This window comes from Pseudonocardia kujensis (assembly GCF_021283305.1).
GTDB classification, from domain to species: Bacteria; Actinomycetota; Actinomycetes; order Mycobacteriales; family Pseudonocardiaceae; genus Pseudonocardia; species Pseudonocardia kujensis.
In genome coordinates this window covers 135,503-151,702 of record NZ_JAJSOK010000005.1, presented here as the reverse complement: position 1 = coordinate 151,702, position 16,200 = coordinate 135,503, and the positions used below count along the sequence as shown (strand labels likewise).

The following is a 16,200-nucleotide window of genomic DNA, read 5'->3' as shown; positions in this document are numbered from 1 at the left end:
GGGGAGCGCCGCCGAGCTGCGCCTCCGCGTCTGCGGAGCCGCCCGGTACGTGTCGCTGGCCCGTGGGACGATCACGAATCTAGGAACAGCAGGCCCCCGGATCCATGTGCGGTCAACACGAGTCCGCCCACCGCCTTGTGCGCAAGGCACGAAAAGCTTCCGTGACGTAGCTCTCGTGTTTCGGGGGAGCAACGTGCGTGACGCCCCGGCCTCAGGGCATCCGCAGCGGGCCAGCCGCCTTGACCCGCAGCCGCGCCACCGGCTGGGTCAGGTACGCCAGCGGAATCTCCTCGACCTCCACCACGTCGACCAGACCGGGGTCGGCCCCGGCCCGGATGGCCTCGTCGCGGGCCAGCCGGACCGCCTCGGCGATCGCCTCCTCGCGGCCGTTGACGTAGGAGAAGACCCGGTCCACCGCCCCGGAGACCCCGGCCACGGCAGCACCGATCGCGTTGGCGACCTCGTGGTGCTCGGGCCGGTGCACGGTCAGCACCCCGGGCAGGTCCTGCGGCACGAGCGCGCTGCCGCCGCCGACCGCGATGAGCGGAACCTCCCGGGCGGAGGCCTTGACGCGGTCGACGGCCTCGGCCAGCCGCGTGTCGCAGGCCGCGACAGCGCGGTGCAGCAGCCGCGTGTGTCCCGTCGTCCGGCCGACGTCGCCTACCGCGGCGCGGCCGGCCGCCACGGCGGCGTCGATGAGGGTGGGAACGCCGCCGCCGAAGACGAGCGCCTCGGCCGATAGCCGGTTCCCGACGCTGCCTGCGTCGAGGATTCCCGTGCCCGGTGGTCCCACCATCGTCCCGCCGCCGAGGGACAGGGAGACCAGGTCGGGCATGCGGAAGTTCGTCCGAACCCCGCCGACGTCGACCGGTGCGGTCGACTCGCGGGGAAAGCCCTGGGTCAGCATGCCCATCACGGTCGTGGTCGCGCCGACATCGACGACCAGCGCGTCGCGCTCCCCGGTCAGGTGCCCCGCGCCGCGCATGCTGTTGGTCGGCCCACTGCCGATGGTCAGGATCGGGTATCGGCGCGCGTAGTCCAGGCTCATGACGGTGCCGTCATTCTGCGCGACGAACGTCTCCACCGAGATGCCGAGCGCGCTCAGCGCGTTCTGCAGGCCAGCCGTCACCTGCTCGGCGACCTCGACGAGGGCGGCGTTGAGGACGGTCGCGTTCTCCCGTTCGAGCAGCCCCAGCGACCCCACCTCGTGGCTGAGCGAGACCGGCCGCTCGCCGAGCACCTCGGCGACGAGTTCCTCCACGCGATACTCCTGGTCGGGCAGGACCGGGGAGAACACGCCCGCAACGGCGATGCCCTCGGCCTGCTCGGACACCGAGTCCAGGAACCGTCGCACCGCGTCCTCGTCCAGCGGGACCAGCGGTTCGCCGGTCATCTCGACGCCGCCGTCGACGATCGTCTCGCCGCAGGAGATCGACGCCCGCAGGTCGGCCGGCCAGCCGCGCAGCGGCGGGACCGCGTGCGTCGCCGGGCCGCCGAGGCGCACCGTCGCGACTCGCCTGAGGTTGCGGCGGTGCAGGATCGCGTTCGTCGCGTGGGTCGTGCCCACCATGACCCGGCCGACCCGGGCCGCAGCGTCGGGCTCCTGGCGCAGCACCTGCTGCAACGCGCTGAGCAGTCCTGTCGTCACGTCGGGAGTGGTCGGATGCTTGATCTTGGCCAGCAGCCGGTTGCGACCGTCGAGCAGCACCGCATCGGTGTTCGTGCCGCCGACGTCGACGCCGACGCGCAGTTCGTCGTGCTCAGCCACCGGATACCTGCACCGGGACGAAGTCGAAGTCGTAGCCGAATGCCCGGGGCCCGACGGCCGCCAGCCCCGCCGCGGACGTCCACGCGGCCGGGGCCGGGAACACCACGATCTCCACGCGCTGGCCGTAGCGGGTCTCCTCGGTCACCAGCCCGTGGCCGGTGTGCGCGTTGAGGAGCGTGATCACGTCCGGCACCGTCGCGAGCGGCGCACCGTCCTCCAGCAGCACGAGGTTCTCGTTCTGGAACTCGAGGCGGAACAGCCTGCCCGCGTCCACGCCGTGGCCCTCGATAAGCGTCGAGCCCTGGACGAACCTGCCGGTGGCGCGCCGCTCGATGTCGATGATCTTGCCCTGGCCGAGGCGGGCCAGGGGGGTCACGCGGGCGACCGCGGCCACCCGGTCCTCCCCGTCACGACGCAGGGCCTCCCCGATCCCCAATGCGCGGGTCACAGTCCCCTCGATGACCGGCCCGGCCGCCTCGGCCGCGGTCATGGTGTACAGCCCGCCACAGGCCGACCCGCCCAGCGCGGCGACGCAGTTGCGCACGAGCTTCTCCAGCCAGACGTTGTCACGCGCGTCGAACACGATGGTCTGCCTGCGCTCGTCGGTGATGACGGCGGGCGACCCCGACATCCCGGACAGGTGCGGGGTGAGCATGTGCAGTTCCGGGAAGGCCCGTCCCATCAGGTCCCCGTCGAGCAGGGGCAGCCCCGCGTGCGCGGCCCACGCAACGGGCAGGACGCCGTTGAGCCCCCCGAGCTCGAAAGGCATCAGCGCCGCGACGGGCAGGCCGAACTGTTTCTCGTAGGTCTCGCGGATGATCCGGCCCTCGGCGCCGTGCGGGATCTTCTCCATCATGACGGTGGGGGCACCGATCATCCCGCACGGCATGATGACCTCCGCCTCCCCGAACGAGCTCAGGGGACGGACCTCGACCGGGCCGCACCGCTCGATCGCCTCGGCCGCCATGAGCTCGCCGATCCGCGGATCGCCGCCACCGCCGCCGGCCGAGACCGTGCACCCCAGCGCCAGCGCAGCGAGGTTGCCCAGGTCGATCTGCATCCGCGGCCTCCGCTCCCGCCGCGTCCACCCGGCCGACGGCTCCACCCGGCGGGACCCGGGCGCCGTCGACCGTAGTGTGTCGGATCGGCACGCGCGTGGGTCGACGTGCATAAGTCCGGACGGTTGATTGGTGCACCGGCACAGGGTGAGATAGCGCGATGGACCGGCTGACCGTCGACGACGTACTAGCCGAGCTGGAGCTGCGCCGCCAGGGGCAGGCCGAGCTGCTGGTCGGGTCGGTGGACCGGGAGGTGCGGACGGTCTGGCTGGCGGAGGACGTGCGCGACGTCGGGGAGTGCCCGGCTCACGCGCTTGTCGTGCTCACGCGCACCGCGTCGCGCGAGGCCCACGGGTACAAGCTCGACGTGGTCCTGCGGCAGCTGGGCCCGGTCGCCGGGCTCGTCCTGCAGGACACCGCGGCCCGGCCGTCGCTGAGTGCGCTGGCGCTGGCCCGCCGCGAGGATCTGGCGTTGGTGCGGATGACGGTGCCCACGGACGTGACCGATCTGCTCACCACGATCGTCCGGATGCTCGACCGGCGGCTTCCCAGCCTGCTGGAGCGGGTGGACCGGGTGTGCCGGGAGGTCGACCGGCTGGAGGCCGAGGGTGTCGGGGACGAGGACCTGCTGCGGCGCAGCGGTGCCGCAGAGCTGGCTGGGCTGCGCTTGGGGGAGCGGGACCTGCAGCTGAGCGGTGTGCCCGCGGTCTCCACCGACCCCGACGGTCCCTGGCTGCAGCGCCGGGCCACCGGCGGGGCGGAGGACTCGCTGGCCCGGTTGCTGGCGTGGCGGCTCGCCGCCGCCATCACGAGACGGGCGGTGCAGACCGAGCGCGCCGAGCAGCTGTCGATGCTCTCGGCGAGCGACGTGCTCAACCAGCTCCTGGACGGTGGCCAGGAGGACCTCGCCCCGCTGGTGCGCCGGGCTGGTGCCATGGGCTTGCGGGTCGAAACCTGGAACCAGGTCGTCGACCTGGAGTTCGGCAACCTCCTCGCGCTCGCCGGGGACGATCAGGTGACGGCGTACCACTACGCCCAGACGTTGGCCCGCGTCGCCTCGCAGGTGGCGGTCCGGGAAGGCGGCTGCTGGACCGTGGCCCCCCGGTCCGGAGGCGTGATCCTGCTGCGCAGCAACACGCACCCCCGGGGGGCCACGCAGTTGCGGGAGCTGCGGTCGAGCATGCAGACGGTGCTGGACCGCATCGTGGAGGCCATCCCGGGGGTCGAGGTGCTGTGCGGCGTCGGCGGCACCCACGAGGGGGTGGAGGGTCTGCGGGCCTCGAAGGCGGAGGCCGAGGCGGCGCTGCAGAGCGCCCGGCTGCGCGGCGTCGTGGACGAGCCGGTCTTCTTCGACGCGCCCGGCCTCAGCCGCCTGCTCGTCGAGTGGTACTCGTCGCGATCGGTGCGGGAGAGCATCGACGACCTGCTGGCCCCGCTCGCGGCACTGGGGCCGAGCAAGCAGAAGGAGTACAGCACCACACTGCGTGTCTACCTGGAGACAAACCGCTCGGTGACCCGCACGGCGCAGCAGCTCTATCTGCATCGCAACACCGTTGCCTACCGCATCAACCGGGTGCTCGAGGTGCTGGAGGTGGACCTCGAGGACCCGCACCAGTTCCTGGCCCTCTACTTGGCCTGCTATGCGCAGTCGATGCCCGGCGTCACCCGGGCCGGGCGCCAGCCGGCTGCCTCCCGGGCCGGGCGACCGGGTGCCTAGTACCGCGCGCTCCGGTTCGTCCCGTCGCCCTCTTCGTGCCGTCTGCACAAGGTCGAGCCGAAACCCCGGCGCCGCGACCAGTGACGGGCGGTGCGGCCGCTCGTAGCGTTCCCCGGAGATCAGATTCCTCGACGTGAGGGGGCCCATGCGAATCGGGATCGACGTCGGCGGCACGAACACCGACGCGGTTCTGCTGGACGGCCAGCTCGTGCTCGCCGACACGAAGGCGGCCACCACCCAGGACGTCACCAGCGGGATCGTCGACGCGCTCGACGCGCTGCAGCGGCGCCGCGCGTTCGACCCCGCGGCGGTCACCGCCGTCATGGTCGGCACGACGCACTTCATCAACGCGATCGTCGAGGCCGACCGGCTCGCCCCGACGGCGGCGCTGCGCCTGGGGCTGCCCGCAACCCGCGGCGTGCCGCCGCTCGTCGACTGGCCGGACCCGCTGCTCAAGGCCGCGCGGGCCCAGCCGTACCTGTGCCACGGCGGCCACGAGTTCGACGGCCGGCTGATCGCGCCCCTGCACCACGACGAGCTTCGGCGCGCCGCCGAGGACATGGCGGTGCGCGGGATTCGCTCGGTCGGGATCACGTCGGTGTTCAGCCCCGTCAACGCCGAGCTGGAACGCGAGGCGGCTGCCACCCTGACCGAGGTGCTGCCGCACCTGCACGTCAGCCTCTCGCACGAGATCGGGCGGATGGGACTGCTGGAGCGGGAGAACGCGACGATCGTCAACGCCTGCCTGCGGGAGCTGGCCGACCACGTGTGCAGGGGTCTGACGCAGACCCTGCGCGAATTCGGGCTGACCGCACCGCTCTACCTGAGCCAGAACGACGGCACACTCATGGACATCGACCACGCGCGGCGTTATCCCGTCGCGACGTTCGCGTCCGGCCCGACCAACTCGATGCGGGGTGCCGCGTTCCTCTCCGGCCTCGAGACCTGCGCGGTCGTCGACGTCGGGGGCACCACCAGCGACGTGGGTATCGTCGCCGGCGGCTTTCCGCGCGAGGCCACCGCCGAGGTCAGCGTCAGCGGGGTTCGCACGAACTTCCGCATGCCCGACGTGCTCTCGGTCGGGATCGGCGGTGGCAGCCGGATTCGTGAGCGTGACGGGGAGGTCACCGTCGGCCCCGACAGCGTGGGCTACCGCCTGCGCGAACAGGCGCTCGTCTTCGGCGGGGACACGGTGACCGCCACCGACCTGGCCGTGGCCGGCGGGCTCGCCGAGGTGGGCGACCCGGCGCCGGTGCGCTCGCTGGACCGGCGGGTCGTGCGGGCCGGACTGGAGTTGATGGCGACCGAGGTGGCCGGACTCGTCGAGCGGATGCGCACGTCGCCGGCACCGCTGCCGGTCGTGCTCGTCGGGGGCGGCAGCATCCTGCTGCCCGACCGGCTGCCCGGCGCCGAGTCCGTGCACCGGCCCGACCACTTCGCCGTCGCGAACGCGATCGGCGCCGCCATCGCTCAGGTGGGCGGCGAGGTCGACCGCATCTTCGCCGTGGAGCCCGGCCGTCGCGACGCGGTCCTCGACTCTGCGAAGCAGGAGGCCACCGACCGGGTCGTCGCGGCCGGTGCGGCCCCGCACAGCGTGCAGATCGTGGAGGTCGACGAGGTGCCGATCGCCTACCTACCCGGCAACGCCACCCGGATCCGGGTGCGCGCGGTCGGCGACCTGGTCCTCGACACGGCAGGTGACCGGTGAGCTTCCAGCTCGAGCTGTCCGACCTGCCCGACCTCGTGCGCGGCGCCGCGCTGCTCGGCACCGGCGGCGGCGGCGACCCGACGATCGGGCGCACGCTCGTCGCGCATGCGCTGCGCCGCAGGGGCGACGACGGTGAGCCGGCCACGATCACCGTGCTCGACCCCGACGAGCTCACCGAGGACGACTTCGTCATCCCGACTGCCATGATGGGCGCACCGAGTGTGCTGGTGGAACGCCTGCCGAGCGGGGACGAACCAGCAGCCGCGCTGGCCGCCCTCGAGGCCCGGCTGGGCCGACGGGCGACCGCGACGATGCCGATCGAGTGCGGGGGGATCAACTCCACGATCCCGCTCCTGGTCGCCGCGCAGCGCGGCCTGCCCGTGGTCGACGCCGATGGCATGGGCCGTGCCTTCCCCGAGCTGCAGATGGAGACGTTCGCCGTCTACGGGGTCAACGGCTCCCCGCTCGCCATGGCCGACGAACGCGGCAGTACCGCGGTCGTCGACGCCGGGGCGGACAACCGTCGCATGGAGTGGATGGCGCGCGGCCTGGCGGTCCGCCTCGGTGGGGTCGCCTACATCGCCGAGTATGCGATGGACGGGCCGACTGTGCAGCGGACCGCCATCCCGCGGACGCTGTCGTTGGCCCTGCGTCTCGGGGCCACGCTCCGGGAGGCGCGCGAGACCCACCGCGAGCCCACCGCGGCCCTCCGCGAGGCACTTGCCGACACCCTGTACCGGCACGGCGAGGTGCTGTTCACCGGGAAGGTCGTCGATGTGGAGCGGCACACGACGGAGGGCTTCACCCGTGGCGCGGCGCGCGTCCAGGCCTTCGACTCCGACGCGGTCTGCCGGATCACCTTCCAGAACGAGTTCCTGGTCGCCACGGTCGACGACCGCGTCGTCGCGCTCGTGCCCGACCTGATCACTGTCCTGCACCTCGAGACCGGGGAGCCGATCACGTCCGAGACGCTGCGGTACGGCCATCGGGTCACCGTGTTCGCCATCGCGACCCCGGAGTTGATGCGCACCCCCGAGGCGCTGGCCACGTTCGGGCCCGCCGCCTTCGGGCTCGACGAGGAGTTCGTGCCCGTCGAACAGATCGAGAAACCGCAGGTCACGGTGCTCTCGTGACCCCTGCGCGCCGTCCCGTCCCTCCACCACACGTCCGGGAGCAGTCATGACATCGGCCGCGCCCACCTCGACGGCCGCACCCGAGGTCCGCGCCGTCAGCAGCCTGGAGGAGGCGAGCCAGGTCCTGGCCGAGCTCGGGCCCGACGGCGCGGCGCTGGCGGGCGGCACGTGGATCATGCGCCGCCCGTTGAGGTCCGAGCCCTGGCACCGGGTGTACGTTCCGGTGGCCGGGCTGCCCGGCCTGCGCGAGCTCGACGTGCGGCCCACCTCCTCGCAGGCGCAGCTCGGGGCGGGCCTCACCCACACCGAGCTCGTCGCGGAGCTGGCCGACGGTACGAGCGTGCCCGCCGCGCTCGCCGGGCTGGCAGCGGCGGCCCGCCTGTCCGCGTTCCCACAGGTTCGCAACGTCGCCACGCTCGGCGGGAACATCGCCGCCGCGCGCGTCGGCTTCCGGCAGGCCGACCTGGTACCCGCGTTGCTCGCCGCCGGCGCCCGACTGCAGCTCGGCTACCCCGACGGGCGTGCCGACCGCCCCGTCGCCGACTTCCTGGGCGAGGCGGGCCGCCCCGCGGGGGAGATCCTCGCCGGGGTCGCGGTCCCCACCCCGCCGGACCGGTTCGCCGGCTTCGGGCGACTCACGGTCCGCGGCGCGGGCGAGTACGCCGTGGTGAACGTGGCCGTCAGCGTCGACGTCGACCCGGACGGCACCGTGCGGTCGGCACGTGTCGCGGTCGGCGCCCTCGAGCCGGTTCCGCGGCTGATCCCCGAGGCGGCGGCGGTGCTGGTCGGCCGCCCGCTCGACGGTACGAGCGCACGGGAGGCCGGTAGCGCGGCCGCTGCGGCAGTGGACGCCCGGGACGACCGGCTCGCGCCGGGCTGGTACCGCCGCGCGGTCCTGCCCGCCCTGCTGGAGCGGGCCTGCGCGCAGGCGACGTCCACGACGGGCCCGGCGTGGACCGCGACCGACGAGGGGGAGCCCCGATGACGTACTCGTTCCACATCAACGGACACCCCGTCGAGATCGGCTCGGCCGCGATGACGGGGCTGCTCGAGGTGTTGCGCGACGAGCTGGGCCTGCGGGGCGCCAAGCCCGGTTGCGGAGAGGGACGCTGCGGCGCGTGCACGGTCCTCGTCGATGACGTGCCCGTGGCTTCCTGCCTCTACCCCGTCGCGCTGGCACAATCCAGGCACGTGCGCACGGTGGAGGGGCTCGCCGCTCCCGACGGGCCGCTGACCCCCGTGCAGGACGCCCTCCTCGAGCACGGCGGCGTGCAGTGCGGGGCCTGCATCCCGGGGGTCGTGATGACGCTGACCGCGTTGCTCGAGCGGACACTGCGTCCTACCCCGGACCAGATATGCGACGCCCTCGTCGGCAACCTCTGCCGCTGCACCGGATACCACAAGATCGTCGAGGCGGCGGTGGCCGTCGGGAGGGGGGAGGAGCGATGAGTCCCCGGCAGCTGCCCCCGGTCATCGGCGCCAGCGTGCGCCGCTCCGACGGCCAGGACAAGGTGCGCGGCGCGGCCGTCTACGGGATGGACCACGTCGAGCCAGGGATGCTCCACGCGAGGTTGCTGCGGTCGCCGTTGCCCGCCGGGCGGATCGTCCGCCTGGACACGTCCCGTGCCGCCACCATGCCCGGGGTGCGGGCCGTGGTCACCGCGGCCGACGCGCCACACCTGTCCGGTTGGGTCGTCAAGGACCAACGGCTGATGGCGGCGGACGAGGTGCGCTACGTGGGCGAGCCCGTCGCGGCCGTCGCCGCCGACACCGTCGAGCAGGCCGCGGCGGCCGTGGCCGCGATCGACCTCGAGATCGATCCGCTCCCGGCGATCCTGACCTTCGACGACGCGCTCGCGTCCGACGCCAGGCCGATCCATCCGGCCCGCGACACCTACACGGGCGCCGGCCCCGGCGGCGGCAACGTCGCGTGGGAGTCCGGTCTGGAGCGCGGTGCCGTCGAGGACGCGTTCGCCGCCGCGGACCTCGTCGTCACCGACGAGTTCAGCACACCTCGCCAGCACCAGTCGCCCATCGAGCCGCACGTGGCCGTCGGACGCTTCGAGCAGGGTCGGTACGTGGTGCACTCTCCCGCTCAGTACCCGTTCCTCGTGCGCGACCGGGTCGCGGAGTTCCTCGGAGTGCGCTCGTCGGCGGTCCGGGTGATCGTCTCGACGATCGGGGGCGGCTTCGGCGGCAAGCTCGACGCGATGCTGGAGCCGTTCGCCTGCCTGCTCGCCCGCCGCACGGGCCGCCCCGTCCGGGTCGCCAACACCCGCGCTGAGGAGCTGGCCACGGCCTCGCCGCGCGAGAACGCGGTGGTGCGGCTGCGCACCGCGGTCCGGGCCGACGGCACCCTCCTCGCACAGGAGGGGGAGGTGATCGGCGACAACGGCGCCTACAGCGGCGAGACCGTGTTCTGCGCCTCCATCCCGCCGGTCCTCCTCGGCGCGACCTACCGGATCCCGAACGTCCGCTATCGGAGCCGGGTCGTGTACACCAACACGACTCCCACGGCCGCCTTCCGCGGTGTCAACGCGCCCTACTGCGTCTTCGCCCAGGAGATGCACCTGGACCACATCGCGCGCGAGCTCGGCGTTGACCGCCGCGAGCTGCGGCTGCGTAACGTCTTGCGTGCGGGCGAGGAGATGGTCAACGGCCAGCCGCTGCCCGACGCCGCACTCGTCGACGCCTTCGACGCCGTCGAGAAGGTGGCGCCGTGGGCCGAGCTGACCGCCGCCCGTCGTCCCTACCGTGGGGTCGGGATCGCCGCAGTGACCTGGCTGAGCAACCCGGGGCCCGGCGGCGCCACCGTCAAGGTGAACGAGGACGGCACCGTCACCGTGGTCAGCGGCGGGGCCGAGATCGGCACCGGCGCGATGGCCACCTCGGTCCGCCAGATCGTCGCTGCCGAGCTGGGCGTGCCCGTCGAGGACGTTCTCCTCGCCCAGACCGACACCGACTCGGCGTCGTTCGACGGCGGCGCGCAGGGTAGCCGTACGGTCTTCGGCGTCGGTAATGCCGCCGCCGACGCGGCCGGGCAGGTCCGCGAGCAGCTCCTGAAGGCGGCCGCGGACATCCTCGAGGCTGCACCCGACGACCTCGAACTCGCCGAGGGGCACGTCGCGGTGCGAGGCGCTCCGCACAAGCGGGTCCCGATCGCGACGGTCGCTTCGACCGCCCTGTGGAGCACAGGACCGATCGCGGCGACCGGACGCCACATCGCCCCGCCGCTGCCCTTTGACTCCGCGTGCATGTCAGGAGCCGTCTTCACGCACTTCGTCGCCGCCACGTACCACGTGCACCTGGCCGAGGTCGAGGTCGATCCGGATACCGGCGCCGTGCGCGTCCTGCGCTACGTCGTGGCCCAGGACGTCGGCCGGGCGATCAACCCGCAGATGATCGAGGGGCAGATCGAGGGCGGTGTCCTACAGGGGCTGGGCTATGCATTGTTGGAAGATCTGCGAGTCGACGGCGGCAGGGTCGTCGACGACGACCTCGAGAGCTACCGGCTGCCGACCGCGCTGGACGCGCCTCCGCTCGAGATCTCCCTGCTTGAGAATCCCTGTTCTTACGGACCGTTCGGCGGCAAGGGGGTGGCGGAGCCGCCGATCATCCCGGTGGCGGCGGCCCTGGGAGCGGCCGTCGCCGACGCGATCGGCCGACCGGTCCACGAGCTGCCGTTGACGCCGTTCGCCGTCCTCGCGGCCCTGCGCGGCGAGCAGGACGGTGTCGGGAAGGAGCTTGCCTGACCGGGGCCTCCCGCGCGTGGTGCCCGGACCACCGGGTAACCCGAGAGTCGCTGAATTGGCCACGCATTACCTGCCCGCCTATGCGGGGAACCTCGACGTCACGACCTCGGCCGCCCTGCCGACAGCCGAGCTCCTCGCCACACGTGCTGCTACTCAGCCTGCGGAGGGCCCCCGATGACCGCGACCACCCCGCCCTGCCCTGTACATCCAGGACGTCACCCTGCGGGACGGCATGCACGCCATCCGGAACGCCTCGACCCCCGCCGACCTGTGCCGGATCACCGCGGCGCTCGACGCCGCCGGGGTGGACGCGATCGAGGTTGCCCACGGCGACGGCCTCGCCGGCGCGAGCCTGACCTTCGGCCCGGGCAGCAACACCGACGACGTCGTGCAGAACGCGGTGTTCACCACGCTGTTGCTCCCGGGGATCGGGACGCTGTACGAGCTCCAGAAGGCCTACGACCTCGGGGTGCGTTCGGTCCGAGTGGCCATGCACTCCACCGAGGCCGACATCGCGGTCCAGCACATCGGCAAGGCCCGAGAACTGGGCATGGACGTGTCCGGCTCCCTGATGGTGTCGCACTAGGGTGCGGCCACCTCGGGCGTGATGGCCGCACCCGCTGTCCTTGTTCCGTGTCAGGGCAGGGGCAGGGTCAGCTCGACTGTGTTGATCGCGTTACCCGCGAGGCCACCTGCGTTCTTGACGATATTGTCTGCCTCGGTACCGCCGTCGACGAGACCGAGCGGGTTCTCGTTTTCGAGGATCTCGACGGGAGTCGGTGGGCCGGCGGGCGGCGCGTACTGCGGGGTGGCGGCCGAGGCCGTCCCGGTGACTGTGGCTCCTGCGGCGAGGATGCCGGCAGTGAGTCCGATGATGCGAGTCATGCTGGCCATGGGTCGTCCTTTCACTGGGTCAGGGTGCGTGCTTGAGCTGCTGGTCGATCCAGGAGTTGGCCTTGGTGAACCAGTCCTTGGCGCCGAGATGCAGGTTGTTGTTGTGCCCGCTGCGGGGCTGGATGTAGAGGTCATAGCTCTTCGCCCTGGGGTAGTACTTGGCCTCGTCGTAGGCGTTGCTGCCCGGGGCGGCGCAGTCCGGGTTGAGGATGGTCGGCTTGAAGCAGGTGAACTTGTCGTGCTGGCCGAGAGCGAGCAGCACGGGTGCGGTGACCTGATCGCTCGGGGTCGGGCGGGTGAACACCACGGGCAGCCCGGCTGCTTCGCCGCCGGTGAAGGTGTCTTTGTATTGTTCGTCGACGTCGCAGACCTTCGGGTCGACGTCGGGTGCGTAGTAGAACGTGCGGCAGCGTGCCCCGGGGACGGTGGTCAGGTAGGTGTGCAGCGGTCCGACCTGGCCGGCGAACTTGGGGTCGAGGGAGGCCGGGTAGAAGCCGGCCTGTCCGAACAGCTCGACGTAGTTGACGTTGTGGATACCGCCGGAGATCACGAGTGCGTCGACGTCCTGATACCGGCCCGCTTCGGTAAAGGCGGTGCCGGAGCCGAGGGAGTGCCCGACGAGCGCCACCTGGTCGAAGCTCGCGCCGAGCCCGCCGGCGCGCAGGTACTGGATGACCTGGTGGGCGACCCAGGCGTTCGACTCGAAGTCGATGTCGGCATCGACAAGAGGGCGGTCGCTGTACCCGTAGCCGAGACGGTCGATGTCGAAGGTGACGTAGCCGGCCTCTGTGGCGTACTTGACGTAGTTGTAGTTCTCGGGCTGGTAGGGCCAGTCCCAGTAGGTGTGGTTGTAGGTGCCGCCGTGGAGCAGCAGCTGTACGGGGCGGTCGGTGAATCCGGACTTGCTGCACAGTCGTCCGAAGATCTGGTACCGCTCGGTGCGACCTGGCTTGAGGGTGACCGGCAACGAGTAGTCGGCGCAGGTGGCCCCGCTCGCTGTGCGGTCCTGCGCGATGTCGGTCCTGCTGGCGGTGCCAGTGGTGCCCTGCACCGCGACCGGCTCGGGGGTCGTGGGCGCGTCGGGCTCCTGCGCCGCCGCGCTGGGCGCCAGTAGGCCCGCTGCGAGAAATCCGGTCGCTGCGAGCAGCAACCATCGTCTGTGTCTGGTCAATTCACCCTCCACGTCGGGGGTGGGCCGAACCCTCGCTCCGTCGTCGAGGGGCAATGGGCCCGCGGTACGGGAAAGGCAAGGTCCGCGCGGCCGGGAGATGCCCTGGGCCGCTTCTCGGCGGTTGCTCATCCGGTACAACGAGTGCGTTGCGGACAAGATGTGCTTCGATTGGGTGATACGAATGATTCTGGCGAGCTCCGGGTGCGATTCCTGAACGCACTGCTTCGGCCGGGCCAGCAGGCGTCTGAGCAGGGAGCAGGCAGTGGCCTCGACGGTTACTTCTTTGGAATCGGCGAAGGAGCTCCTGCGGCTGAGAATGCATTGACATCGATGCCGGATGCTGGCTCGGAGCGACGGCGGAACGAGCCGTTCACTGAACGCTCGCGGGCGGCTCAGTGAACCTGTCGATCTCCGTCGGTCCAGTGGTGGCTGCGCAGAACTTTCTTGTCGATCTTTCCTGCGGGTGTACGAGGGAGATCGTCGACCACGTGGATGGCCTTTGGCGTTTGGTGGGCGCCCTTGCGTTCGCGCACGAGCAGGGCCAGCTTCTCCACGTCGAGCTCGACGCCGGGTCGTGGCGAGACGTAGGCGGTCACTGCCTCGCCCCACTTCTCGTCGGGTACTCCGATCACGGCAGCGGCAGAGACCCCCTCCGCTTCGGCGAGGACGTCCTCGATCTCGCGGGGGTACACGTTGAAGGCGCCGGTGACGACGATGTCCTTCTTGCGGTCTACGACGTGGTAGAAGCCTCGGTCGTCTCGCATAGCCATGTCTCCGGTGTGTAGCCAGCCGCTGGCCAGCGCCTCCGCGGTCTGCTCGGGCTGGTTGCGGTAGCCGGTCATCACGGCTGCGGAGCGGACGCACAGCTCTCCGACGTCCCCCTCCTGTACGGGCTCGTTGTACCTGTCGAGGATGGCTACCCGGGTGGCTGAGACCGGCCGCCCGCAGGAGGACAGCAGAGCCGGGTCGTTCCGCGGGTCGTGCTCGTCCTTGCGCAGGCTGGTCGCCATGCCGAGGCACTCGGTCTGGCCGTAGCCCTGCATGAGCACCGGACCGAGGGCCTCATAGGCTTCGGCGATCCGTGCTGGAGTCATGGGAGCTGCGCCGTAGAGCACCGTCTCCAACGACGACAGGTCCGCAGCGCCCACGCCGTGGTCGAGCAGGGTGTAGAGCATCGTCGGCACGGCGAAGGCGTAGGTGATGCGTTCCTGGGCGACGGTGTGCAGCCAGTGGTCGGGATCGAACCCCTGGTGCAGGACGACGGTGCCGCCTCGGCAGAGGGTCGGCAGGACCGGGAGCACCCCGGCGTGGGTGATCGGCGCCGAGATCAGGTAGCGCGGATTCTCCGGCAGCCCCCACGAGGTGGTGAGCATCGCCGTCTGGGCGACCAGAGCGCGGTGCGGCACTTCCACGCCTTTGGGCTGTCCGGTGGTCCCGCCGGTGTACTGCAGCCATGCGGTGTCCTCCGCGGTCGCGGGCCCGCTGTTCAGCGGTCGGGCCGGGACATCAGCGCACAGGGCGAGCAGATCCAGGCCCACCTCGGACGGCCCAAGGGTGAGCAGGTGCTGCATGGTGGCCGACCCGGCCCGGATCTTCGCGGCCGTGGCCGCGAACTCGGGATGAACGACGAGCAGCGTGATGCCCGCGTCCTCGCACAGCGTCAGGTGGTCGTCCGCGGAACCGAGCGGGTGCAGGCCTGTGTAGGTGGCGCCGAGCAGATAGGTGGCCGCCTGCAGCAGCCACACCTCGGGAGTGTTCGGGCTGAGCGCGCCGACTGCGCTGCCTCTTCCGATGCCGCGTGTGGCGAGGACCTGCATGATCTGGCTGGTCGTCGCCGCGGCCTGCGCGTAGGTGATTCGCTGGTCACCGAGCACGAAGGCCTCGCGGTTCGGGTAGCGGCCGAATGCTTCGACGATCAGGTCGCTCACGGTCAGGTCGGCCGCACTGGGGACGTTCATGGCTCCTCCTCGTCGAGGTGTTTGGCTCGGGCGTGCTCAGCCGACAGCACCCGCGGTGGGGTGCACGTGCACGTCGACCGGTGGGGCTGTCTGGAAGTTGATCCGGTCGACCACTCCGGTGTAGCGCTCGCGGGCCAGCTCGTAGGCGTGCGGCCAGTCGTCGGCGACGATGCAGAAGAAGTCCAGCACGTCGTCCGGGACGGAGCCCGCCATGATCTCCAGTTCGCCGCGGCGGACCCGGGCGCGCAGCTCGTCGCCTAGTTCTCCCCAGCCGTGCAGGTCGAGTACCGGTTTGTAGGCGGGTGTGGAGGCGTAGAAGGCGAACTGCTTGCGCACCGCCTCGCGGTGCTGCGCGCCGGGAATGGCGAACACCGTTGCCGAGAGGGTCACCTCGGCACGGTCCCGGCCGGTTTCGGCGAGCCCTTCGGCCAGTGCCGGCTCGGCGACTGTGCGCAGGTACTCGTGGGTGTGGATGGGGTGGATGAAGACGCCGTCGGCGACCGCTCCTGCGGCGCGGAACATCAGCGGCCCGAGCGCGGCGAGATAGATCGGCGGCGGCCCCCACGGAAGCGGGCCGGGGTTCATCGCGCTCGGGAGGTAGTCGTGGGTGTGGAACTCGCCCTGGAAGTTCAGCGCGTATTCGCCTTGGAACGCGCCCCAGATGTGGCGCACGGCGTTGACGTAGTCCCGCAGCCGCGCGGTGGGGCGGCTGAAGGGCATCGAGAACCGGCGCTCGATGTGCTTGCGGACTTGGGTGCCCAGTCCGAGCACGAACCGTCCGTGGCTGGCCCGCTGTAGGTCCCAAGCGGCGACCGCGGTCGTCATGGGGCTGCGCGGGAAGGCGAGCGAGACCGAGGTGCCCAGGGTGACGCGTTCGGTGTGCTGTGCGGCGACGGCTAACGACTGGTAGGGGTCGCCGATCGTCTCGGCGACGAACAGCCCGTCGAATCCTCCGTCCTCGACCTGGCGGGCACGGGCGGGGATCTCCTCGGCGGACTGGGTGTAGAGGTAGAGATCGGTCTTCATCTGTGGTTCCTCGCG

Annotated in this window: 13 protein-coding genes; 7 read left to right on the top strand and 6 right to left on the bottom strand. The window is 71.5% G+C overall.

Annotation, left to right across the window (positions count from 1 at the left end):
* Nucleotides 1–211: 211 nt before the first annotated feature.
* Nucleotides 212–1,768: a hydantoinase/oxoprolinase N-terminal domain-containing protein gene (locus LWC35_RS05995; protein ID WP_232868880.1), complete on the bottom strand. Its 1,557-nt coding sequence runs from the start codon at nt 1,766–1,768 to the stop codon at nt 212–214.
* Nucleotides 1,761–2,828: an S-methyl thiohydantoin desulfurase family protein gene (locus LWC35_RS05990; protein WP_232868879.1), complete on the bottom strand. Its 1,068-nt coding sequence runs from the start codon at nt 2,826–2,828 to the stop codon at nt 1,761–1,763. Before LWC35_RS05990 ends, LWC35_RS05995 begins: the two co-directional genes overlap by 8 nt.
* A gap of 158 nt (nt 2,829–2,986) precedes the next feature.
* Here LWC35_RS05990 and LWC35_RS05985 point away from each other — a divergent pair, with 158 nt between their 5' ends.
* From LWC35_RS05985 to LWC35_RS05955, 7 genes are all read left to right on the top strand, one after another.
* A complete protein-coding gene (locus LWC35_RS05985) occupies nt 2,987–4,543 on the top strand; it encodes a PucR family transcriptional regulator (protein ID WP_232868878.1) in 1,557 nt (518 codons plus the stop codon).
* Nucleotides 4,544–4,688: 145 nt separating this feature from the next.
* Nucleotides 4,689–6,251 (top strand): hydantoinase/oxoprolinase N-terminal domain-containing protein, encoded by a 1,563-nt coding sequence (locus LWC35_RS05980; protein ID WP_232868877.1) that lies wholly within the window; start codon nt 4,689–4,691, stop codon nt 6,249–6,251.
* Nucleotides 6,248–7,384, top strand: a complete 1,137-nt coding sequence (locus tag LWC35_RS05975) for an S-methyl thiohydantoin desulfurase family protein (protein ID WP_232868876.1) — start codon at nt 6,248–6,250, stop codon at nt 7,382–7,384. The genes LWC35_RS05980 and LWC35_RS05975 overlap by 4 nt, the downstream gene beginning before the upstream one ends.
* A 46-nt stretch (nt 7,385–7,430) precedes the next feature.
* Complete coding sequence (locus tag LWC35_RS05970; protein ID WP_232868875.1) at nt 7,431–8,369, top strand: FAD binding domain-containing protein; 939 nt, start codon at nt 7,431–7,433, stop codon at nt 8,367–8,369.
* On the top strand, nt 8,366–8,833 hold the full coding sequence (locus LWC35_RS05965; RefSeq protein WP_232868874.1) for a (2Fe-2S)-binding protein: 468 nt from the start codon (nt 8,366–8,368) through the stop codon (nt 8,831–8,833). The genes LWC35_RS05970 and LWC35_RS05965 overlap by 4 nt, the downstream gene beginning before the upstream one ends.
* The gene (locus tag LWC35_RS05960) at nt 8,830–11,136 is read left to right on the top strand and encodes a xanthine dehydrogenase family protein molybdopterin-binding subunit (protein WP_232868873.1); all 2,307 of its coding nucleotides are present in this window, start codon (nt 8,830–8,832) and stop codon (nt 11,134–11,136) included. The genes LWC35_RS05965 and LWC35_RS05960 overlap by 4 nt, the downstream gene beginning before the upstream one ends.
* A 199-nt stretch (nt 11,137–11,335) precedes the next feature.
* Complete coding sequence (locus LWC35_RS05955) at nt 11,336–11,722, top strand: hydroxymethylglutaryl-CoA lyase-like TIM-barrel protein (protein ID WP_269803685.1); 387 nt, start codon at nt 11,336–11,338, stop codon at nt 11,720–11,722.
* Between the two features lie 50 nt (nt 11,723–11,772).
* On the opposite strand, the gene LWC35_RS05950 is transcribed toward LWC35_RS05955, so the two are convergent.
* The 4 genes from LWC35_RS05950 to LWC35_RS05935 form a co-directional block, all read right to left on the bottom strand.
* Entirely contained in the window at nt 11,773–12,030 is a 258-nt protein-coding gene (locus tag LWC35_RS05950; protein WP_232868871.1) for a hypothetical protein, read from the bottom strand.
* Between the two features lie 19 nt (nt 12,031–12,049).
* Entirely contained in the window at nt 12,050–13,180 is a 1,131-nt protein-coding gene (locus tag LWC35_RS05945) for an alpha/beta hydrolase (protein WP_232868870.1), read from the bottom strand.
* Nucleotides 13,181–13,593: 413 nt separating this feature from the next.
* On the bottom strand, nt 13,594–15,159 hold the full coding sequence (locus LWC35_RS05940; protein ID WP_232868869.1) for an AMP-binding protein: 1,566 nt from the start codon (nt 15,157–15,159) through the stop codon (nt 13,594–13,596).
* 36 nt (nt 15,160–15,195) lie between these two features.
* Nucleotides 15,196–16,185, bottom strand: coding sequence for a TIGR03617 family F420-dependent LLM class oxidoreductase (locus LWC35_RS05935; protein ID WP_232868868.1), 990 nt, complete (start codon nt 16,183–16,185; stop codon nt 15,196–15,198).
* Nucleotides 16,186–16,200: the final 15 nt, after the last annotated feature.